We start from the raw sequence: 20,395 nt of genomic DNA on the forward strand, positions 1-20,395 counted from the left end.
TTCAAAACGCAACCGGGGTTGTGTTTAAAATGTAACCTGTTGGCGCTTTTGTTTCTACAAAGCTGTATTTGCCTGGCGCTAAATCGTTAACCGTTACTTTTCCTTCGTCGTCCGCTTTTACTGATGCAACAACCGCATCAGTTTCATCGATTACATCGAAGGCTGCTCCTGCTAATGGTTTGCCGTCGGCATCTGTTTTTAGTAATGTTGCTGTGCCTTGATAGTTCACAAACGCGCCTGTTTCAATCACTTTTGGCTCGCCTGCTTGCTCTGCTTTAATTTCAAACGCAACCGGGGTTGTGTTTAAAATGTAACCTGTTGGCGCTTTTGTTTCTACAAAGCTGTATTTTCCTGGTGCTAAATCGTTAACCGTTACTTTTCCTTCGTCGTCCGCTTTTACTGATGCAACAACCGCATCAGTTTCATCGATTACATCGAAGGCTGCTCCTGCTAATGGTTTGCCGTCGGCATCTGTTTTTAGTATTGTTGCTGTGCCTTGGTAGTTAATTACTTCACCTACATCCAACACTGTTGGTTGGCCTGCCTGTGTTTCACTAATTTCAAAGTCGATTGGAGTCGTGTTTAAGATGTAGCCTGTTGGTGCTGTTGTTTCGATAAAGCTGTATTTGCCTGGTGCTAAGCCAGCAACTGTTACTTCACCCGCTTCATCTGAAGTCGCTGTTTTCACAAGTACGCCCTCTTTATCTACAATGTTAAAGACTGCATTCGCTAGTGGCTTATGGTCTGCCGTTTCTTTATGTAAACGAACAGTTCCTTGATAATTGGCTAACGTTCCTAGTTCAACGATAGCGGGTTCATTATCTGTTGCTGCCGTAATCACAAACGGTTGTTCGACCGTATTTCTAATGTAGCCCGATGGTGCCTTTGTTTCTGTCACAGTATAGTCCCCTGGTGCAAGATGAGTTACTTTGATAACGCCATCTTTGTCAGAGGTAACCGTTTTAACGATGTCACCCGCTGCCTTTTTAATGGTGAACTCTGCATCGGCTAGTGGATGACCTTCAGTATCAGTTTTCGTTAAAGTCATGCTACCTTGATAGTTTACTAACGAACCTACTTCTACTAATTGAGGCTCACCTACTTGCTTATCTTTAATTTCAAACGGTTTTTTAGCTGTATTCAAAATATAACCCGGTGCTGCATTCGTTTCGACAAAGTTATAGCTACCTGGCGCTAAACCACTGACATAAACTTCACCTTTGTCATTGGATACTCCTGATTTGATCACATTATTATTAGCATCAACAATATCAAATGCCACATTTTTAATCGCTTTTCCTTCTGCATCTGTCTTAACTAGTTTTGCTTTCCCTTGATAGTTGAAAAACGTTCCTAAATCGATTGTAACCGGCGTTATGGCTGTTGTTTCATCAATTGTAAACGGTGTTTTTGTCGAATCTAGGATATAACCGTCTGGTGCCTTGTCTTCTACTAAATAATATGAACCAGGCACAAGATTATTAATATTGATTTGGCCTTTATTGTCTGAAACGGCTGTTTTAATTGTTTCATCACTACTGTTAACTACTTTATATGTTGCGCCTGCTAACGGTGTGCCATCAGCGGCTGTTTTTGTTGCTTTAATACTACCTTGATAATTTGTCATCGTAACTGTCGTTGGAACCATTGTACCATCTGCATTTAATGCCACTGTAAACGGTTGTGGTGTTGTGTTTAGCACATAACCAATTGGTGCTCCAACTTCTTTTAATTGATAATCACCTTCGATTAAACCTTCTATCGCTAACTGCCCGTTAGTATCAGAGGTTAAATTCGGGAACACGATGTTTCCATCTTTATCAAGTACATTAAAGACTGCTCCCGCTAAGCCTGTGCCCGCTTGATTAATCTTTTTAACTGTTACTAATGTTTTCGGATTTTCGACTGTCAAATCCATCATCGGATTTTCAGTTGTAACTTTGACAGTTACTTTTTTACCTGCAGCATAAGCTGGGTTAAGTGAATAACCTGCCGGAGCATCCATTTCTTTAATAAGATAGTCACCCGCACGTAAACCGTTAAATGTTAATGTTCCATCTGCGCCGGTTTTACCTGAACGCAAGGCCGTTTTTCCTGTTTTATCGTAAACGACAAAGGTTGTATCTGCAATCGCTGCCTTTGTTGTTTCATCAATTTTAGTGATTTTCAAACCACCGCGTACACCTACAATATCACCCGAACCGGATGATAGTTGCACGGTAATTTCTTTGGAGTGCTTTTGAATTTGCATTGTTACATTATCGCCTGTCATTTCAACTACATTGTTTACCTTTTCACCATTATCAGCATCAATGACTGACGAATAGTTTAATACATAAGGACGATCGATTGTTTTTAAGAATTCCAACTCGAAACTTTGCTTCCCTGTTGATCCATCTGTACTAATCGTTAACTTGTAGTCAACACCTTCTACTAGCGGCGTATCTGTTTTCGCTGTGATACCACTATTGGCAGATACATCAGTTGGATATAAGTGGAAAGAGTCTTGATCTAATACTTGATTAGATGTTGGATCATCTTTGATTTTGTAATTTTTAACAGTTGACTGGTTACGATTGATTGTAATAACCCAGTCAATTTTATCACCCTCTTGTTTCCCTGCTTTATCAACAAGAAATTGACCATTTGGCACTGATACTGTTGCTGTTAGCGGATAGTCAGTACCATCATTCGTAAATGTTGCTGTATTATTATACTTCTCTACTATTATTTGACCTGCAAGCGAGGTTTTAAACTCTAAAGCAACTGAACTTTCATTACCTTTAAACGCTTTTGTAAATACTACCTCAATGGTATAATTGTTTGCTGCTGTTGGTGTTGTTAACGTATACTCACTCGGATCAAGTGCGACACCTTTAACAACTTTTCCGTTTTTTGTAACACTATAATGATATACCTGTGCTGATTTATCAACATAAACCTGATTCGTTGCTGTTGTTTCATCAAAAGGAATTTTATCTGTAATTTTGGCATTATTCAAATCAGCTCGGTTATAGTTTGCATTAATGAGCCATGTGATTTCTTTTGTTTGTGCATTATAACTACCTGACTTTGAACCATTACTCAATGTTTCTGCTGGAGCAGTATAATCTTTCGAACTGGTCGAATTATAGTTTTTACCATCTTCACTCGTCCATGATAATTGTGCTGTGTTATCATATTTAGTTGTCTTATTAGCAAATGCTTCGTAATGTGTTTGATACGTTAGAATGAATTGATGGTTTGTCGTTGCATAGTTACCAATGAAGGTGATATCAAAACCAGTCTTATCGCCTGTTTTTGCTGTCAACGTGTAATCTGTTCCTTCTTTTAATACTTTATCACTCGCACTCTTATCAACTAATTTTAGTGAATTAGGTACTAACGTTAACGCGTTGCTACTAAAAGTATCATTTATCTTCATATTTTTCATTGTATAACCTGTCGTATTTAGTGTCATTTTCCAGTTGACTGTTTCGGCATCGTTATCTGATCCATCGATTTCTTTAATAATACTACTCTGAACAGAACGACCATTAACCACTACGTCCTCAGACGTAGGTGCTGACACTGTATTTTTAAAGTTACTTTCAGTAGTAACAATACCCGCATCTTTAATGCCATACTTGATGGCATATGCCGATGTCACGTTATTTTTGAAGCTAATTGTAAAGCCATTATTACTTGCATCGTTCGCTGTTTTAATGTCGTATTGGCTGGCATCTAACGGCGTATTACTAATCGTTTCCTTCCCGTTTTCATCAATCGAGACGGGGTAAATTTTCACATCAGATAGACTGCCGATTAAAATCATCGAATTCGTAAATTTATCGGTGATAGTCGCCTGTTCTTTGGCAATCGGCTGCTCATTATAATTATATCTAACTGTATAATAATGTCCTAAGTTGCTAGAACTATAACCGGTTTCTTCTTTAGCTAATGCTTTACCATATTTTGCACTGACACTGGCAGCAGAAGTAGCTACTTTATTTGTGCCAGTTAAAGTCGCCGTATTTTTAAATGTTTGTACTCCTGTTAATTTGTCGGCATTATTAATTTTTGTATCGTAGAAAATTCGATACGCCTTGTTGATGGTTGAATCTTTAAACGTAACAGTGCCACCACTAACCGTATACTTGCTCGGGTCAACGAGTGCACCTTTTTCAATTCCACCCTTAACATCAACAAATAATTCATACACGCTGACCTTAGTAATACTTAAACTACTCGGAACAGCATCTGTCACAACTGCATTAGCAATCGTGTCTAAACTCGTATTAATGTCGACTGTCCATTGTACATTTAAAGAATTATATTGCTTATCTAGCTTTCCTTCTTTGCTAATATCAGTTCCTTTTTCTGGCTTATATGTAATCGGAACGCTTATGTTCTTTTCAGCAAGTGGAAAAACAATTTCTTGCTCAACTTCACCTACAATTTTTTCTTTATTGAATTTCGTTGTTACTTTAATATGACCTTTTACATTTGAACGCGTAGCTGCTTCATCTGATAATGTAATCACGACATTACCATCCGTGCCAATTACATAGTTACCAAGAACGGCACCATCTGAATCGAGCATCTCACCTTTGACAGTGGACAACATCTTGAAGACATTTGGCAATTGGAACTCATATGTATCACCCGCCACGATATCTAACTCATCCGGAAGATCCCAAGTGAAGTCGATTGTGACATCATCATCAGTTGTCGCCGGATTACTCGTTGTAAATGGCTTGCCTGTTTTATCTGTTACTGCCACTGCTGTAATAATGTTTTCTGTGATTTTATGTGGCTCACGTGCTGCACTAGCAATGTCGACTGCTTTCAGAGCGGTCTTTTTCACTGCTTTTTCAGCAGGTACTATTGTTTTTTCAGTTGATGTTGTCGCTGATTCCTCTGCCTTAACCGTTTTCTCATCCGTTGACTCCGTATCACTGGCACCGGAATCAGATGCTATATCGCTCATTGAATCCGAACTATCAGCGTCTGATTCGCTGTCCGTTTGCGTTGTTTCCTTACTCGCAAACGTTTTAACAATACTTTGCTCTCCACTTAAAAACGTTAACAAGACAGTATCCGCTACATTCTCTGTCGCTTGATATGTCGCTTTGTAAGTTAATACGTATGCTCCGTCTGCCTCATTACTGTCATCAATGTCGAGCTTGAGTTCGTCGTCCTCGATGAGATAACGTCCAACATCTTTTTGGGCATCATTAAATACAGTGCCATTTTCAATTACCTTCCCCTGTAATTGAATTGGTACTGTTAATGATGTCGACTTATCATCTTTCCCTGGTGTCCATGTAAATCCCATTTTTACATAGACTGTTTGTCCGTCCGTTAACGTCTCAACATCTTGTTCAGCTTCTTCCGTTGCTGACACAATAACATCGTCAATTACCGGACCCGTTTGTGTCGTACTCGCCGTCACTACCATGTTGGCTGTGACTGTTTGTGCGATAAACATAACCAACACAAATAAAACAAAACTCTTTTTAAGTTTCTTAATCATCCCTATATTTCCCCCTGTATTCATAATTATCCCTTAGAAATATCACTTAACCCGTATCGTTGTCAGTAACCCCTTACTAACAACACTAGAGGAAATTAATTATCCCGAACTAACTTCCTTTTATAAGTATAGCGATTTAATTAAATAATTAAAAGATACTTTCTCACTAAATAACGTAGGTCTTTATTCCTTATTTTACTTGTAAAGTGATAAAAGAAACTCATTCACGCTCTATTATGTCACTAACTAGACATAAATAACCACTTTTTTCATCACTTTGCATACGCTAGCTATACAAATATTTTATTTTATGATAAACAAAAAAATCCTGACAGCTAAGCTGTCAGGATTTTTCACTTTTATAATGGGCTGTGGGGGGCTTGAACCCTCGACCCGCTGATTAAGAGTCAGCTGCTCTACCAACTGAGCTAACAACCCGATAATTTCTCTTTACACGCTTTATTATAGCACTTTCACTCAGAGATGCAAGCCCGTACTCACTTACTAATATAAACTGCTTGTTGTCCCATTTGTTTCCAGGCAGCAATAAAGTCTGAGCGCTTAAGTTGTTGCTTTTTTTCACCATATGGATTGTTAATGTAAATATGCGTTTGATCGAACCCCGTGATGACAACAGAATGCATATCGTACGTCATTTCTAACGTTTCAGTTGGCGTCTGCCATTCTTGCATCGAAGTCACCGGAGTAAATGAACTGGTCGTAATAATCCAAACGGGATACCCTTCTAGCACAGCTGCCAACACCTTTTCAAACGATTCTCCCGAAATATCACGGACACGGTCACTCGCAACATATTGCTTAGCTAGGGTTGCTATCGGTTCATGATACACCCCTATACCCGGAGTATCTCCTGACACACTCCCAACAAATCCTTCATGTGGATTGCCTTTTTGACCATTATCATATGTTAATGGCACAGTTGGTATTCGTTGAGCCAATTCATTTTTTGTGACTGTCACCCCCTCATAATTAAGCAACATAGCCAAACTCGTTACCTCGCAACCGTTAAATAATCGTGGTGCATCCATTTGATTGATTAAGGGTACATCAAGTTGTTGCGCTTGTTGCTGTTGTTTTTTTTTTCACTTGTCTTTGCTTAATCCGTTCGATAGTTTTCGCATAGTCCGAAGTGTCCGTGAGATGAGTAGCTGTTTTTAATACCGCCTCAGCCTTTGCGATATCTGCTGTTGTTAAGTTTTGCTCTGCCTTCGTTAATGCTTGTTCGATTTGGACGACAGCATTCGTTTTTTCAGCTTTCTTCGCCTCTATTTGTTCTCGTATCGCAAACACAAATAATACCACCATAATGAGACTAATCGCAGTCATCATTAGGCGTCCCCTTTTATTGGAAAACATCAATGTTTCCCTCCCTATCCTAAATTATCCCCGTGCAATCCCCATTACACGTTTTTGTTTCACATGAAACGTAATATTACTCTCCTTAACTTTATCACATTTTTATTTTTGAGCAATTAAAAAAAACCGTACACACTAATGATATGTACGGTTTTCAATCACCTTATTTAGACCAAACATCCGTTAAAACAATTGTTTGGACACGATCTGGTCCAACAGAGAACATTGAAACAGGTACTTTTGTAATTTCGGCGATACGTTCGATATAACGCTGCGCATTAACTGGTAATTCTTCAAACGATGTGACACTTGTAATGTCTTCGCTCCAACCTGGAAGTTCTTCATAAACAGGTTCACATAAAGCTAAATCTTTTAAGCTTGCAGGGAATTCACGTGTGATTTCACCTTTATAGTTATAAGCGGTACAGATTTTAACTGTTTCAAGACCTGATAAAACATCTAACAACATGATTGATAAATCGGTTAAACCACTCACACGGCAAGCATGCGATACAACCACTGAATCAAACCAACCAACACGACGTTTACGTCCTGTCACTGTGCCATATTCATGACCAATTTCACGAATACGATCGCCAATAGCATCGTCTAACTGCGTTGGGAATGGACCATCACCAACACGTGAACTGTATGCTTTAACAACACCAACTACGTAATCAATTTTAGAAGGACCTACACCTGAACCGTTAGCCACACCACCGGCAGTTGGGTTAGAAGATGTCACGTAAGGATATGTACCTTGATCGATATCTAACATTACGCCTTGAGCACCTTCAAATAAGACACGTTTATTCTCATCAAGAGCATCGTTTAAGATAACTGATGTATCACACACAAGGTCTTTGATTTTTTGACCATATTCATAAAATTCTTCGAAAATTTCTTCGAATGTAAAGCCTTCTACTTCATAAAAGCGCTCAAACAAACGATTCTTTTCACCCAAATTGTACATTAATTTTTCTTTAAACACTTCTTTGTCTAACAAATCAATCATTCGAATACCAACACGTGATGCTTTATCCATGTATGCAGGTCCGATTCCTTTGTTTGTTGTACCAATTTTGTTATCGCCACGACGTGCTTCATCAGCCTCATCTAAACGAATATGGTACGGTAAAATCACATGTGCACGGTTGCTAATACGCAATGTTGATGTATTAACACCTTTGTCTTCTAAGTATTTCATTTCGCGAAGAAGAGACTTCGGATTGACAACCATTCCGTTACCGATAATGCTTAACTTATCATCATAAAAAATCCCTGATGGAATCAACTGTAATTTATATGTTTCGCCACCAAATTTGATTGTATGACCGGCGTTATCGCCACCTTGATAGCGCGCAATAACTTGAGCTTGTTCACTTAAAAAATCCGTGATTTTACCCTTACCTTCGTCACCCCACTGTGTTCCTACTACAACAACTGAAGACATCCAAACACCTCATTCAAAATTTTTATACTATACATTTTATCCACCCTCGATTATACAACGTTTCAATCGAAAGGTCAACTGTTTCACGAACATTATTCCCTCGCAATCGTGATTCTGTTCGTTTTTAAGCATAAATTTGTTATTTCATAGAGAAAGACTGCCAATTTATCGTTAACAGCCTTAACCTCTTATTTTAAACTTTCGCCATCTTTGGCGTTACCCATCATAAAAATAGCCACGGCACAGACCGCAATTGGAATTAAAGCGACTAAAAAGATGGTTGAAACACTCGAAGCCATTGCATCAACAATTGGATTCAATACTTCGTCAGGAATTTTGGCCCGTGATGAGGCTTCAAACAATTGTTGTGTATTGCCAAACTGAGCAAGATCGACCTTTACGCCTGCAAATGCTTCGCTCATTTTCGTTGCAAACGTATTTGTTTGCAGTGCACCAAAAGCTGCAATCCCAATCGTCATCCCAAACGAACGCAAGAATGAGTTCGTTGATGTCGCACTGCCACGGAAGCGACCTTCAAGATTATATATTGAAGCCGTTGGTAAGACTGAGAATGAAAAACCAACACCAATACCAGCAATCGCCATGTATGTACTCAATAACACACGCGATGTTTCAGCCGAAATCGTTGCAAGCAAGAGCATACCGATAAAGAAGATGACAATTGACGCACTCATTAAGTGACGAAATTTCACGCGGGTTAGCAAGCTACCTCCGACACCACTACCAAGGACTGAACCAATCATCATTGGCATTAAAATAAAGCCCGCGTTAGTAGCACTTCCGCCGTATACCGCTTGCACAAAAATCGGAATGTACACCGTTAATATAATAAAGGTCGCACCGTAAAAGAAGGCTGCAATTTGGGCGGTTAAGAAGAGGCGACGTTTGAACATCCAAAACGGTAAAATCGGATCGACGGCGCGTTTTTCGGCCCAAATAAAGAGCAGTGCAAATACCACAAAGATAATGGCTAAAATTAACATCGGCACAGATACCCAAGCAAAGGTGTTGCCACCTAATTCCAAACCAAACATGAGGCTGACGACTGCAATGACAAGTGTTGCCGCTCCGAGCCAATCGACCACTTGTTTTTTGGGCGCGGTCGCTTCTTTATAAAAGATGCTCATTAAAACGATGACAACCAGACCGATTGGAACATTAATGTAAAAGACCCAATGCCAGCTAAAGCTATCAGTAATGTACGCCCCGAGTAACGGCCCCATTACACTTGATAAACCAAAGACGGCTCCTAACATCCCCGTCATTTTACCACGTTGTTGTGGTGGGAAAATATCATAGACGATGGTAAAGGCAATCGGCATTAACGCACCGCCACCAATCCCTTGAATGGCACGGAAAACACTTAATTGAATCATGCTATCAGCAATCCCACAAAGCATTGATCCAATTAAAAAGACCACGAGTCCAAAGATAAAGAAACGTTTACGACCATACATGTCAGATAATTTACCGAAAATCGGCATCCCAGCCATCATCGTCACCATGTACGCTGCTGTTACCCAAACAAAATGATCTAATCCACCCAAATCGGATACAATCGTACCCATTGCAGTTGCGACAATCGTATTATCCATCGCTGACATTAAAATGCCGAGCAATAAACCGACAACAACCCACTTAATATGACTTTTTTTCATCGTTTACACCTCTTATCAATTTTTTCTTTCAACAAATAATTCATTATAGCACTACTTCTTACCAGCACTCGTTCATTTTCTGCTCATTATTTTTCAAAAAATGAATATTAACTAAAAAAGTCCGACACAAGGTCAGACTCTTTAGTTGTTATGCCCCCATCGGTGGCATATCGTCTCTCACAACGAGATCAACAAATTTGTTATATTCTTTCACGAAGGCAAGTTGTACTGTTCCGACTGGACCATTCCGTTGCTTCGCAATAATAATTTCAATCGTGCCGTTATCTTCCTCAGCAGCTTCGCGGTCGTAATAATCTTCACGATATAAAAAGGCAACGATATCGGCATCTTGCTCAATTGAACCAGATTCACGAATATCCGACATCATCGGACGTTTATCTTGACGTTGCTCAACCCCACGTGATAATTGTGAGAGCGCAATAACTGGCACTTCAAGTTCACGCGCAAGCTGTTTTAACGTTCGCGAAATTTCAGATACTTCTTGCTGACGGTTTTCACCGCCACCAATACCACTCCCTTGAATAAGTTGCAAATAATCAATCACGATCATACCTAAACCGTGTTCTTGTTTTAAACGACGGCATTTGGAACGAATTTCATTGACGCGAATACCTGGTGAATCATCAATGAAAATATTTGTACTCGATAGCGTGCTAATAGCCAACGCTAATTTACGCCATTCTTCATCATTCAATTTACCGGTCCGCATGTTTTGGGCGTCGATATTTCCTTCGGCACAAAGCATCCGGTTAATCAATTGACTCGCCCCCATTTCCAAACTGAAAATGGCGACTGTTTCATTCGTCTTAATCGCGGTGTTTTGCGCAATATTCAAGGCAAAGGCTGTTTTACCAACCGAAGGACGGGCCGCAACAATAATTAAATCGTTACGCTGAAACCCTGCCGTCATCCGATCAAGTTCTTTGAATCCGGTTGGTAAACCGGTAATATCACCTTCACGGTTACTCAATAGCTCAATGTTATCGTAGGCTTCTGATAGAACATCGGTAATGTTTTTAAACTGACCGACATTTTTACGTTGGGCTACTTCAAGAATGCGACGTTCAGCATCATCAACTAAGGCTTCGACTGATTCTTCATTGGCAAAACCACTCGTTGCAATCTGTGTGGCGGTATTGATTAAACGACGTAATAACGCCTTTTCTTCAACGATTTCAATGTAGTAAGCAATATTAGCCGCGGTTGGAACAGACACGGCTAAATCTGTTAAATAAGTGATACCACCAATATCTTCAATTAAACCTTGTGATTTTAACATTTCACTGACAGTGACGACATCGAGCGCTTTGCCCTGTTCGTTCATCATTACCATCGCTCTAAAAATATGTTGATGGGCTTGGCGATAAAAATCTTCGGGTTGCAAGACTTCAGCCGCGGTAATTAACGCATTTGGCTCGATAAAAATAGCACCAATAATCGCCTGCTCGGCCTCATTATTTTGTGGTGGTGTTCGATCGATATTTTCCATCAGGCAACTCCTTTCATCGCTTGTTTCATGCTCTTATTTTTCTTCACTAACATGCACATTGAAAATCGCCTCAACGTCATGGTGTAGTTTTACAGGTACTTTCGTAACGCCTAAAGAACGAATTGGATCCATCGTCATTTTACGTTTATCAATTTTAATGCCGGCTTGCTTTTCTAGACCTTGCACGACTTGTTTCGATGAGACTGAGCCAAAAACACGACCATCTGCCCCTACTTTTGCTTTTAATTCAACGGTAACAGCTTCTAATGTTGCTTTTAAACGTTCGGCTTTCGCCACTTCTTCCGCCGCTAATTTATCCGCTTTTTTTTTCTTTCGCTTTTAATGTGCTGATACTGGCTGCATTGGCTTCTTGTGCCACACCTTTTTTGATTAAAAAGTTATGCGCATAACCATCTGGCACCTCTTTAATATCGCCTTTTTTACCTGTACCTTTTACATCTTTAAGTAGAATAACTTTCATTTTATTCTTCTCCCTTCCAATAAGCATCGATGGCTTCTTTTAGACGGTTTTCAGCTTCCAATACGCTACTTTCTTCTATCTGAGTTGCTGCATTCGAAAGATGGCCGCCACCACCGAGCATTTCCATAATAATTTGGACGTTAATTTCACCTAACGACCTTGCACTAATACCAATTCTACCATCTTCACGTTTGAAAATAACGAAGGATGCACCGACACCTTCCATCCCCAGCATTCGGTCAGCTGCTTGTGCCGCCAACACGTTGTTATAAGGGGCGTCATCCGGCCCGCTCGTAATGGCCATATCTTCATGGTAGAAATTCATTGTTTCAATTAAACGGTTACGTTTAATAAAGGTGTCGAGGTTTTCTTTTAAAAATTGTTGAACTAATACCGTATCTGCACCAAGTGAGCGTAAATATGACGCCGCATCAAATGTACGCGAACCGGTCCGTAACGTAAAGTTTTTCGTATCTACCACAATACCTGCTAACATTGCGGTTGCCTCAATCGCCGAAATCGATGTTCCCGATGGTTGATATTCAAACAACTCTGTAATCAACTCAGCAGTCGATGAGGCGTATGGTTCAATATAGACGAGCACTGGATTCGGATGTGTAATAAAGTTCTCTGAGCGACGATGATGATCAATAATAACACATTGATCAATCAATTCGAGCAGTTCATTCGCTTCCACCATCGCTGGATTATGTGTGTCAACTACCACCAACAAGGTGTTTTTCGTAATATGATTTTTCACCTTCTGCGGTGAAATAAGATTGCGCGTGACATCCGTGTTCTTATCAATCTCACTCATCAATCGTTGCACATCGTCATTTAACATTTCGGTATCAACGACAACATAAGCATCCTTGCCATTCATTTCAGCAATTTTTCGAATCCCTAAACAAGAACCGATAACATCCATATCAGGGAAGCGATGACCAACAACGACGACATTATCACTTTGTGAAATAAGTTCTTGCAACGCTTGTGAAATCACACGGGCACGTACGCGTGTTCGTTTTTCCATCGGGTTTGTTTTCCCACCATAAAAGCGGACTTTGCCTTCAGGTTGCTTAATGACGACCTGATCGCCACCGCGACCGAGCGCTAAATCAAGTGAAGACTGACTTAACTCCGCCAACACCGTTAAATCAGCATCATTGTAAGCTAAACCGATACTTAAGGTTAACGGAATGTTCTTCTTCGATGTTTTTTCACGAATCGTATCTAAAATGGCAAACTTTGTTTTCTCAAGTTCTTCTAAAGTTGAATGACGCATAACAACCGTATATCTTTCTGAAGACATTCTCTTTAGAAAAATAGCATGTGTTCGTGACCATTGACCCAAGGTTGACGTTACAATGTTATTCAAAGCACCTCGGCGACGATCATCCATTCCCTGTGTCCATTCATCATAATTATCTAAGAAAATAACGCCAATAACAATTTGACTGTCTTCATTTTCTTGCACCAAATCTTCAAGCTTATTCGTATTTTGTAAATAGACAATTCGATCAACTTTATTAACGGTTAACTCAAAGTATTGGTTATGCCAAAAAATAGTCTGTGTCTGTTTTGCAGGTGCGGCTTGAATAAAATCCCACAATTCAGTTTCTTCGTCTCGTAAAGATGAACCTAGTATTTGCTCATTTTTGAAATATCGTGCCATATAATCGTTCAACCATTCAATTTCAGCTGCTTGATTGTACATAATTAAACCTAAAGGCATATCACTCACAGCTTGTTGCTCCGCTGTATGTACACGTTGTGTTAGTTCATCCGTCGTTTGCTTAATTTTACGATTCAGTCGTAATTCGGCAAATATAAGGATAACTAACACACTTGCTGCAACAATGAGAAACGGAAAAACCAACCACCAATGGTATATTTCTGATAAAATTGCCAGGACAACAAAGACGATGACGACGATATATATCAGAAAGCGTAAATCGCGACGTTGTTTATATGATGGCATCATTTCAACTCCACTCTATTCTGTTTCCTAATTACTCTTGTAATTTTACCACAATCATCACCTGATTTGCACCCGAGCTCTTATATCCTTATTTCACTAAGAGTGAGTGCCCCTATTGTAGGCAGATACATCAGGTTTCATTATCGTAAAATAGACTTTTGATTAACAATACAAAAATAGGCAAACCTTTCCCTAAATGTTATGATAGAGATTGAAATATGGAAGCTTCTCACTAATTTTAAAAAGGAATGAATACATGTGTCTACGGTAAAAAACTCAGCTTACTATGAACATTTAAAAAAGATTGCCATCGCTATTATCGCTGCATTTTTATGCGCAATAAGTATGAAATTGTTTTTAATTCCAGCCAAAGTTTACGCTTCTGGCATTAATGGGGCTGCTCAATTGGTAGTCGATATTTTCCATGACTTTTTCCATGTTAATTTAGATCTCGGTCTACTTATTTTAGTACTCAATTTACCAATCATTTGGTTAGGATGGACAAAAGTCGGCAAATCACTGACCTTATACAGTTTCATTGTGATTGGGATTACCTCGTTCTTCATTTCAGTCTTACCCACTTATGCGATTTCATCTGATATCATCCTCAACTCTATTTTTGGTGGTGTTATTTCTGCTGCCGGTGTTGGTATTGCTTTAAAACACGGAATTTCAACTGGTGGATTAGATATCATCGCACTGTACTTAGCCCGAAAAAAAGATACCCCGACAGGGCGCTACTTTATGATTTTAAATGGCATTATCATCGTCGCAGCTGGTGCTATCTTTAATTGGCAAAACGCCTTGTATACGTTGGTTTCACGCTATGTAAACAGTTATGTCGTTGATTTGATTCATACGAATTATCAAAAATTAACAGTCTTTATCATAACGCCACATGCCGACCTCGTCGTATCAGCTATTCAACAAAAATTCGACCGCGGTGCGACGATTATTCCGGCCTACGGTGGCTACTCTAAAAAACCGATTTATTCAATTATGATGGTTGTGAGCAATTATGAAATTTATGAGATTGAGCGCACCATCAAAAGCGTCGATCCTACAGCCTTTATCGATATCGTTGAAACACGTCGCTTAAATGGCTATTACCATAGTGAAGAAGAACAAACTAATTCATTAGAAATACGAAAACAACGGAAAGATAGCTTTAAAAAACGACAAAGTAAAGAGAACCACCGTGAATACCGCCGTCGCACACGTCGTCGTTCACAACGTAATGGTGGCAAGCCACAACCATTACATCATAGTGAACATTACCAAGCACGCGGTAAACACTCATAAAATCGACTAGGGGGCTACCAACCATGACAATTTATTTCATCAAATCATTACAGCTAGAACTAACAAACAACACACGCCAAATATTAACAGATAGCGAGATTGAACAGCTCCTGACACACTTCGGTTCGACCAACCCGCTATTACGTGACACGATTTTTCACCCGTTATGTAGCAAACTGATTACAGCGAATATTTTAACAAGACAACAAAAAAGAACATTAACTAAACGACTACTTACAAAAGACTATTTATTTAAAAATATCTCTTTGCACGCTAGTGACGCTATCTTTCAACGAATTGATAGTTTAGTCATGTTAAATCAACTGATTGCTAATGACAATACAGTCGCTAACTTTCTATTATCTGATCAATTAGAAGATACCGCAACAGCGTTAATCAAGTACATGTCAGAAGAAACCGATTATCGGGGGTTCATTTTTGAAGGCGGAAAAGGTATGGCCCTGTTCTACGTTACGTTGGCCGAATTACTCACAACAAGCATTCAACATCCGCAACTTTCGGACTCTACAAAATACGAGCTCGTTAAGCATTTCTTTAAAATATATAGTCAACGCAGTCACCATTTTATTTATAATGAAGAACAAGCGCTTGCGAATACCATCTTAACCTTTACAAATATCATTCCTAGCATGGAAGTTAACATCATCACAGATATCGCTCAATGGCATCCTGAGACGCTTTTTACCTCTGCAGAGCACGTTGCCTCTTTCTATAACAAGAAACGGCTGGAGCAGGCATTGATGGCACATAATCAACACTTATCCATCAGATTGAATACCTAGAACGACGTTTATCTTCAGACCAACTTATCCACAAACGGATAAGTTTAACACCGAAAAAAAGCAACGAGTCTCTCATCAGAGATTCGTTGCTTTTTTTACAACTGAGTTGTCCACTTGTGGATAACTCTCAGATTACAGACAATATCTATTTAAACTTCTTTTTCTGTAAAAATAGGATAAGCGATTTTGCCTACAAGATGGTACAGCTGAATAGAAATGCTGTTGAACAAGCTGATTCACTTTCGTTCCTCTAGTTTAATCAATCACAAACTTTCAAGCTCGCTCTTACTTTCAATCAAAAAAAATCACTTCCAAGTGGAAGTGATTTTTTCGTCAACTTATTTTTCTTCAGCGACAAATGGTAATAAAGCCACTTGACGAGCACGTTTGATCGCGATTGTAAGTTTACGTTGGTATTTAGCGCTTGTTCCAGTTACACGACGTGGTAAAATTTTACCGCGTTCTGAAATGAATTTTTTAAGCATATCAACATCTTTGTAATCGATGTATTCGATGTGGTTCGAAGTAAAGAAACATACTTTTTTACGACGACGTCCACCTCTGCGTTGTCCTGCCATAGTTATTAACCTCCCTTAGTTTATTGTTAGAATGGTAAATCATCGTCAGAAATATCGATTGGCTTGCCATCACTTGCAAATGGATTGCTGAAAGCAGGCTTGCTCGATTGTTGAGACTCTTGATTGTACGCATTTCCTTGATTTGATTGTGGCTGTTGATTTCCACCGCTATAAGAACTGTTGTTATTATAACTATTGCCGCCTTGATTGTTACCACCCGTACCTGAATTTCCTGCGCTAGCATTACGCGGCTCTAAAAATTGGACACTTTCAGCGACCACTTCAGTTACATACACACGACGACCATCATTTGATTCATAATTACGCGTTTGTAAACGACCATCTACACCTGCCAAGCTTCCTTTTTTAAGAAAGTTAGCAACGTTTTCTGCCGCTTTTCGCCAAACAACACAGTTAATGAAATCAGCTTCTCGATCCCCTTGTTGATTCGTAAACGTACGATTTACAGCTAGTGTAAATGTGGCTACAGCTGCACCAGCTGGTGTGTATCGAAGTTCAGGATCCTTAGTTAAACGACCCACAAGAACAACACGATTCATCATCAGACACAACCCCCTCTACTTTTAGTGATCTTATTATTTATGCTTCGTCTAAACGAACTACCATATGACGGATAACGTCTTCACTGATTTTAGCTAAACGGTCAAACTCTTGACCAGATACAGCATCTTCAGATTTGATTGTTACCAATTGGTAGAAACCGTCTTTAAAATCGTTGATTTCATATGCCAAACGGCGTTTACCCATATCTTTTACTTCGATGACTTCTGCACCTTCAGCAAGGATACCGTTGAAACGTTCGAAAACAGCTTTTTTAGCGTCTTCTTCAATGTCTGGGCGTACAATGTACATAATTTCGTACTTTCTCATCGTCTTTCACCTCCTTATGGACTATGCGGTTCTATGACAAGTCATAGAACAAGGAATAATTTTCATTACTCACATCTACGAATTATATCACACCTCTTAGGTATGAGCAACTAAGCTTTTTTTAAATTCACCGTTTATATTGCTTTTCCAAAAGAAAAAACTTATCAAAAAGCTTAATTTGATAAGTTTCCCACTACTTTTATGAAATTTTTTGATGATTTTGGAACGTCAATACCGCTTCGACACGGTTATGCACATTCAGTTTCTTCAAAACACTGCTCACATGGTTTTTTACTGTATTTTCTTTTATGTTAAGTTCTTTTGAGATTTCGTTGTTTTTTTTGCCCTTTAGCCATCAATTTCAACACTTCATATTCACGACTTGTTAAACGTAATTGCATCGCATAACTAATGTTATCCGCTGCAGATTCTTGGTGATTTACCGTGAAATAATCAATGTATGGATCCACAAAGATGCGATTTTCCATCATCGTACTAATCGCAAAATTCAAACCTAACGTATCCATGTTAAAGGTTAATAAACCTTTAACACCATCTTCTATGCTCGAATCAATTTCTGCTTTCGAAAATTTAGAGGCAATATAACCCACAATTAAATCTTCTGCTTTTAAATAAGCTTTAATTTCATCGGTAATTCCTTTATCTGAATTAAGTAACACGATATCTTGAGCACCTTTGACATTTTCTTTTAAGGATTCTAGCGTTAAATCCGCTGAGCTTAGCGTATGCTCTGTTTGCGCTAAAATAATTTTCAAACCTTCTGAATAAATATGATTACACCCTGCTAAAACAATATGTCCCAATTAAAAAATCCCCTTTTTATTGTCATCTTTTTGAATAATATCCCATGAATATTTTTTTACATTACACGACAGATTGTTCCCTTTACAATCTATCAGTTAGACGTTTCCTTATTTGTCTACAAGCTTACAAATATGTCTAGTCATGGTATCTAACTATTGTAGGACTATCTGTATCATTGCTCCTGAGATGTTATCCCATTTTAACATTACTCCTTTACAATAACTAGCCTAACATATTTATTAAATACAACATTATAATAACACCTTAATATTATTCAATTTATTATAACGCTTTTTAACTAGTTTTTTCAATACATAATCTGAATATTTTTGATTAGTTGCTATTACCATTTCTTCTTCTGACATAAATCTTCCTTTAGGCTATACTTAAAATAATATTATAATAATTAGCGAATATTTTTAGGAGGGCTTTTATGACAGAAGATATTTCTCGTATTTTCATTAAGCAACAACAATTTTTCAACAGCTACCAAACACGTTCATTGGCGTTTCGAACGCAACAGTTACAACAGTTACAACAAGCATTGATAGACTTTGAAAAGCCCTTATTAGAGGCTCTTTCCCAAGATTTGGGAAAGAGTAACTTTGAATCGTATGCTACCGAAATTGGTTTTTGTTTTCGCAGCATTAAGACGGCCTTGAAAAAGTTGCCGCACTGGCAAAAACCACGCAAGGTTCGCACAACGCCCTCTTTATTTTCTGCTAAGAGCACCATCCATCACGATCCCTACGGTGTTGTTTTAATTATCGGGCCATTTAACTATCCTGTACAACTCATACTTGAACCTTTAATTGGCGCCATTGCCGCGGGTAATTGTGCCATCTTAAAAGCAAGTGAGCTAACACCGCATGTTTCGAGTGTATTGGCACAGTTAATTACTAACACTTTTTCGGCAGATTATATCACCTTATTCGAAGGTGACGCGACTGTTACAACAAAATTATTAACCCAACCCTTTAATTATATTTTTTTCACGGGTAGCATCACTGTTGGAAAAATTGTCTACGAGGCTGCTGCCCAACAATTAATTCCAGTTACGCTCGAATTAGGTGGAAAGAGTCCCGTCATCGTTCACTCTGATGCCAAAATTAAAAATGCGGCCGAGCGAATTGTTTGGGGTAAATTTTTGAATACCGGCCAAACCTGTATTGCCCCAGATTATGTGCTCGTTCACCAATCACAAGAGACCGCCCTAATCGAGGCGATCGAACGAACAATAGCTGCCTTTTACGGTAGGAATCCCCATGAGAGTCCTGACTATGGACGAATTGTAAATGACCGACACTACCAACGACTGAGCAATCTATTAGAAATTGACCGTGACTTTATTATTAGTGGTGGTCAATCTTCACAACGAGACTTGTTTATTGCTCCAACGCTCCTACGCTTATCAGATACCACAGCGGCTACCATGCGCGAAGAATTATTCGGTCCACTTTTACCTATCATTACTTATAATGAGTTGAGTGAGGCAAAAAAAATCATCGCCGAACACCCGACACCACTCGCTTTGTATTTATTTACCGAATCAAAAAAGGTGTGTGAGGACATCTATACAACAATCAATTTTGGCGGTGGCTGTGTCAATGACACCATCTCTCATGTCGCCAATGAGACTTTGCCATTCGGTGGGATTGGTACCTCAGGTATCGGAGCTTATCATGGTGAAGCCAGCTTCGCTACTTTTTCACATCAAAAAAGCATTTTAAAGCGACGTGCTAGTATTCGTGTCGCCTTCTTATACCCTCCGTATAAAAAGAAACTGAAGTGGCTCCGTAAAATTTTATAAACAAAAAGGAATCTCCTGTGAGATTCCTTCAGATTGTAGACAAAGTCGAATTAAACTGATTTTACTTTGAACGTTAGTTCAAGTGACTTTGGCTGCAAGATGACTTGACTGAAAAGAAACGTTGTTATATCCTCTCGTTCTAGTAGGCACGACGAGCGAGTGACGGTGCGCGTACTGATGGTACGTAATC

General features: G+C 39.0%; 15 protein-coding genes, 1 tRNA gene and 1 pseudogene. 3 read left to right on the top strand and 14 right to left on the bottom strand.

Features of this window, described 5'->3' with window-relative positions; genetic code table 11:
* Position 1: 1 nt before the first annotated feature.
* The 9 genes and pseudogenes from BCAMP_RS03740 to BCAMP_RS03780 form a co-directional block, all read right to left on the bottom strand.
* Entirely contained in the window at positions 2-5,515 is a 5,514-nt protein-coding gene (locus BCAMP_RS03740) for a SpaA isopeptide-forming pilin-related protein (RefSeq protein ID WP_035313796.1), read from the bottom strand.
* A 365-nt stretch (positions 5,516-5,880) separates the two neighbouring features.
* Positions 5,881-5,953: transfer RNA gene (locus tag BCAMP_RS03745), tRNA-Lys, on the bottom strand.
* A 59-nt stretch (positions 5,954-6,012) separates the two neighbouring features.
* Positions 6,013-6,564, bottom strand: coding sequence for a C39 family peptidase (locus BCAMP_RS03750; RefSeq protein ID WP_084038523.1), 552 nt, complete (start codon positions 6,562-6,564; stop codon positions 6,013-6,015).
* Positions 6,565-6,583: 19 nt separating this feature from the next.
* Entirely contained in the window at positions 6,584-6,865 is a 282-nt protein-coding gene (locus tag BCAMP_RS03755; protein WP_035313799.1) for a hypothetical protein, read from the bottom strand.
* Between the two features lie 190 nt (positions 6,866-7,055).
* Positions 7,056-8,345: an adenylosuccinate synthase gene (locus BCAMP_RS03760; protein ID WP_035313800.1), complete on the bottom strand. Its 1,290-nt coding sequence runs from the start codon at positions 8,343-8,345 to the stop codon at positions 7,056-7,058.
* Positions 8,346-8,533: 188 nt separating this feature from the next.
* On the bottom strand, positions 8,534-10,024 hold the full coding sequence (locus tag BCAMP_RS03765) for an MDR family MFS transporter (protein ID WP_035313802.1): 1,491 nt from the start codon (positions 10,022-10,024) through the stop codon (positions 8,534-8,536).
* Between the two features lie 148 nt (positions 10,025-10,172).
* Positions 10,173-11,534: a replicative DNA helicase gene (dnaB, locus tag BCAMP_RS03770; protein ID WP_035313804.1), complete on the bottom strand. Its 1,362-nt coding sequence runs from the start codon at positions 11,532-11,534 to the stop codon at positions 10,173-10,175.
* 33 nt (positions 11,535-11,567) lie between these two features.
* A pseudogene (gene rplI / locus BCAMP_RS03775) lies at positions 11,568-12,015 on the bottom strand (50S ribosomal protein L9).
* A 1-nt stretch (position 12,016) separates the two neighbouring features.
* Complete coding sequence (locus BCAMP_RS03780) at positions 12,017-13,996, bottom strand: DHH family phosphoesterase (RefSeq protein WP_035313806.1); 1,980 nt, start codon at positions 13,994-13,996, stop codon at positions 12,017-12,019.
* Between the two features lie 258 nt (positions 13,997-14,254).
* On the opposite strand from BCAMP_RS03780, the gene BCAMP_RS03785 reads away from it, so the two are divergent.
* Positions 14,255-15,298, top strand: coding sequence for a YitT family protein (locus BCAMP_RS03785; protein ID WP_232217907.1), 1,044 nt, complete (start codon positions 14,255-14,257; stop codon positions 15,296-15,298).
* Positions 15,299-15,321: 23 nt separating this feature from the next.
* Positions 15,322-16,101, top strand: coding sequence for a DUF2785 domain-containing protein (locus tag BCAMP_RS03790; protein ID WP_035313808.1), 780 nt, complete (start codon positions 15,322-15,324; stop codon positions 16,099-16,101).
* Between the two features lie 338 nt (positions 16,102-16,439).
* Here BCAMP_RS03790 and rpsR read toward each other — a convergent pair whose 3' ends face one another.
* The 5 genes from rpsR to BCAMP_RS13760 all read right to left on the bottom strand — a co-directional run bounded on the left by rpsR (position 16,440) and on the right by BCAMP_RS13760 (position 18,394).
* Positions 16,440-16,679, bottom strand: coding sequence for a 30S ribosomal protein S18 (gene rpsR, locus BCAMP_RS03795; protein WP_035313810.1), 240 nt, complete (start codon positions 16,677-16,679; stop codon positions 16,440-16,442).
* Positions 16,680-16,705: 26 nt separating this feature from the next.
* A complete protein-coding gene (ssb, locus tag BCAMP_RS03800; RefSeq protein ID WP_035313812.1) occupies positions 16,706-17,242 on the bottom strand; it encodes a single-stranded DNA-binding protein in 537 nt (178 codons plus the stop codon).
* 37 nt (positions 17,243-17,279) lie between these two features.
* A complete protein-coding gene (gene rpsF, locus BCAMP_RS03805; protein ID WP_035313814.1) occupies positions 17,280-17,570 on the bottom strand; it encodes a 30S ribosomal protein S6 in 291 nt (96 codons plus the stop codon).
* A gap of 199 nt (positions 17,571-17,769) precedes the next feature.
* On the bottom strand, positions 17,770-17,898 hold the full coding sequence (locus tag BCAMP_RS14980; RefSeq protein WP_198015696.1) for a response regulator transcription factor: 129 nt from the start codon (positions 17,896-17,898) through the stop codon (positions 17,770-17,772).
* The gene (locus BCAMP_RS13760; RefSeq protein ID WP_035313815.1) at positions 17,882-18,394 is read right to left on the bottom strand and encodes a response regulator transcription factor; all 513 of its coding nucleotides are present in this window, start codon (positions 18,392-18,394) and stop codon (positions 17,882-17,884) included. The genes BCAMP_RS14980 and BCAMP_RS13760 overlap by 17 nt, the downstream gene beginning before the upstream one ends.
* A 434-nt stretch (positions 18,395-18,828) precedes the next feature.
* On the opposite strand from BCAMP_RS13760, the gene BCAMP_RS03815 reads away from it, so the two are divergent.
* Positions 18,829-20,205: an aldehyde dehydrogenase gene (locus BCAMP_RS03815; RefSeq protein WP_035313817.1), complete on the top strand. Its 1,377-nt coding sequence runs from the start codon at positions 18,829-18,831 to the stop codon at positions 20,203-20,205.
* The last annotated feature ends 190 nt before the right edge of the window (positions 20,206-20,395 follow it).

This window comes from Brochothrix campestris FSL F6-1037 (assembly GCF_000525915.1).
In the GTDB taxonomy this organism is placed as follows: domain Bacteria; phylum Bacillota; class Bacilli; order Lactobacillales; family Listeriaceae; genus Brochothrix; species Brochothrix campestris.